2 protein-coding genes and 1 pseudogene are annotated in these 2,929 nt (G+C 70.5%); 1 reads left to right on the top strand and 2 read right to left on the bottom strand.

What is annotated here, in order from left to right; all coding sequences use genetic code 11:
* On the bottom strand, positions 1-1,065 hold a 1,065-nt coding region (gene xseA / locus KUTG_RS22015), incomplete at its 3' end, for an exodeoxyribonuclease VII large subunit (protein ID WP_043719190.1).
* Positions 1,066-1,138: 73 nt separating this feature from the next.
* A pseudogene (locus KUTG_RS22010) lies at positions 1,139-1,688 on the bottom strand (lipid droplet-associated protein).
* Between the two features lie 113 nt (positions 1,689-1,801).
* On the opposite strand from KUTG_RS22010, the gene KUTG_RS22005 reads away from it, so the two are divergent.
* The gene (locus KUTG_RS22005; RefSeq protein ID WP_043719187.1) at positions 1,802-2,770 is read left to right on the top strand and encodes a 4-hydroxy-3-methylbut-2-enyl diphosphate reductase; all 969 of its coding nucleotides are present in this window, start codon (positions 1,802-1,804) and stop codon (positions 2,768-2,770) included.
* Positions 2,771-2,929 lie beyond the last annotated feature (159 nt).

Here is a 2,929-nt window from a genome sequence, read left to right as displayed (position 1 = left end):
CGTCAAGCGTGCGCGGATGGCGGATTGGGCACGTTCCTCGGTCCCGACCAGGGATTTGATCTCCCTACGGCCCCGGTCACGCAGCGCGTTCACCTCGTCGGACCGGCGTCGCAGCGGCGTGAGCGGATCGGCCAGCACCGGACGGCTGCGCAGCGCGTCCAGCAGCCGCCGCTCGCGGTCCACCCAGCCGTGCAGGGCCCGCCGGGTGCGGTCGCGCAGCTGGCGGATGCGCTGCGTCTCCTCGGCGACATCGGGCACGACCCGCTTGCCGGCGTCGGTCGGCGTGGAACAGCGCAGGTCGGCGACGTGATCCAGCAGCGGGGTGTCGGGCTCGTGGCCGATGGCGCTGATCACCGGCGTGCCGCAGGCCGACACCGCCCGGCACAGCGTCTCGTCGGAGAACGGCAGCAGGTCCTCGACGCTGCCGCCGCCGCGCGCGATCACGATGACGTCCACGTCCGGATCGGCGTCCAGGGTCTTCAGCGCGGTCATCACCTGCGGCACGGCCGTGGTGCCCTGCACGGCCACGTTGATCACCCGAAAGTGTGCCCCCGGCCAGCGGCCGCGGGCGTTGGTCAGCACGTCCCGCTCGGCGGCCGAGGCCCGCCCGGTGATCAGGCCGATGGTCCGCGGCAGGAACGGCAGCGGCCGCTTGCGGCGCGGGTCGAACAGGCCCTCGGCGGCCAGCAGGCGGCGCAGGCGTTCGATGCGGGCCAGCAGCTCGCCGATGCCGACCGCGCGGATCTCGTCCACGCGCAGGCTCAACGTGCCGCGGCCGGTGTAGTAGCTGGGCTTGCCGTGCACCACTACGCGGCTGCCGTCGGTCAGCGGCGGCTCCATGCCGCGGACCAGCTGCGTCGAGCACGTCACGGAGATCGACACGTCGGCGCTGGTGTCACGCAGCGTGAGGAACGCGGTGGCGGTGCCCGGGCGGGCCGAGACCTGGGTGACCTGCCCCTCGACCCAGACGGCGCCGAGCCGGTTGATCCAGTCGGCGATCTTGCGGGTGACCGTGCGCACCGGCCAGGGCTGCTCGGCGGTGGTCTGAGGACCGGGAGCGGTCACAGGCCCACCTCGCTAGCGCTCGGCGGGTCTGCGACCCAGGTCCCTGTGCTCAATGGTGACCTCGCAAGCTCGGTCACGAGTCGGAGTTCTCCTGGGCCCGTACGGTGGCGATGCGCCTGGTCAGCATGCCCTGGTAGGCCGGGCGGGCGGCGTGCTCGCGCTCGTAGGACTAGCAGCTGCTCCAGATCGTCGAGAGCTGAGCCGGTCGCAGCCGGGCCCGCAGCTGCGGCACCGACAGCTCGTCGTACTCTCGGCAACGCGCTCGGGCCGCGCGCGGCGATCTCGTCGTCGCCGTTGTCGTCGCTGTCCTCGTGCTCGGAGACCGCGCGCTCCTCCTCGAGCCACGGATCGATGTCCTGGCCCTGCGGCTCGGGGTTGTCGTCCTCGTCGAAGGTCGCCCAATCGGGGGTTTCCTCGACCGGACGCAGCGAGGCCAGCGCGTCGTCACCCTTGATCGCCAGCTCGGTGACCCGCTGCTGCACCCGCATGGACAGCTGCAGCGCCTGGCTCACCACTGTCACCGGAAGCCCGGTCAGCTGTTCGGGGAGCTTGCGTGCCTGCTCGACCGCGGTGACCGCGAGCCCGGCTGCGATGCGCACCGGCAGCGGCAGTGACGACTTCATGGCGCCTAGCCTGCCCCAGTCGGCCCGTCCTGCACAGTTCTGCGTGGCGAACGGGTGACGAAACGAACGCCGCACACGCCGAGCGGCCGCCCGGCCGCCGCTACCCTTGGTGCATGACCACGTCGAGCCCAGCTGCTGACCGGCCCAAGCGCGTCTTCCTCGCCAAGCCACGCGGCTACTGCGCGGGCGTGGACCGTGCGGTCGTGACCGTGGAGAAGGCGCTGGAGACCTATGGCGCCCCCGTGTACGTGCGCAAGGAGATCGTGCACAACAAGTACGTCGTGGAGACCCTGCAGGACCGCGGCGCGATCTTTGTGGACGAGACCGACGAGGTGCCCGAGGGGGCGCTCGTGGTGTTCTCCGCGCACGGAGTGTCACCGGCCGTCCACGAGGAGGCCGCGGAGCGCAACCTGCGCACCATCGACGCCACCTGCCCGCTGGTGACCAAGGTGCACCAGGAGGCCAAGCGCTTCGCCCGTGACGACTACGACATCCTGCTCATTGGCCACGAGGGGCACGAAGAGGTCGAGGGCACCGCCGGCGAGGCACCCGAGCACGTGCAGCTCGTGGACACCGCCGAGGACGTGGCCAAGGTCGAGGTCCGTGACCCGTCCAAGGTCATCTGGCTGTCCCAGACCACGCTGTCGGTCGACGAGACCATGGTCCGGGTCGAGCAGCTCAAGGAGCGCTTCCCGGATCTGCAGGCGCCGCCGAGCGACGACATCTGCTACGCCACCCAGAACCGCCAGGTCGCGGTCAAGGCGATGGCCCCCGAGTGCGACCTGGTGATCGTCGTCGGGTCGCAGAACTCGTCCAACTCCAAGCGGCTGGTCGAGGTCGCGCTCCAGCACGGCTCCCAGGCCTCCCACCTGATCGACTACGCCAAGGAGATCAAGGAGGAGTGGCTGGACGGCGTCCGTACGGTCGGCGTGACCAGCGGCGCGTCCGTGCCGGACATCCTCGTGCACGAGGTGCTGGCGTACCTGGCCGAGCGCGGCTGGGGCGAGGTCGAAGAGGTCACCACGGCCAACGAGAAGATCGCCTTCGCGCTGCCGCGGGAGCTCCGCAAGGACCTTGTTTGACGGCGCCGCCTTCGGCGTCGCGGCTCGGCCCCTCGTGACCGGTGCCCCGCGAACACTGAGAACCAGACCTCTGACACGAAAAGCGCCCTTCGTTGCCATTAACGCGACGAAGGGCGCTTTTCGTGTCAGGTCTCAGTACTCGTCGTCGTCCGGACGACG

Origin of the sequence: Kutzneria sp. 744 (assembly GCF_000568255.1) — a bacterium.
Classification (GTDB): Bacteria; Actinomycetota; Actinomycetes; order Mycobacteriales; family Pseudonocardiaceae; genus Kutzneria.
This window is presented reverse-complemented; position numbering and strand designations above follow the sequence as displayed.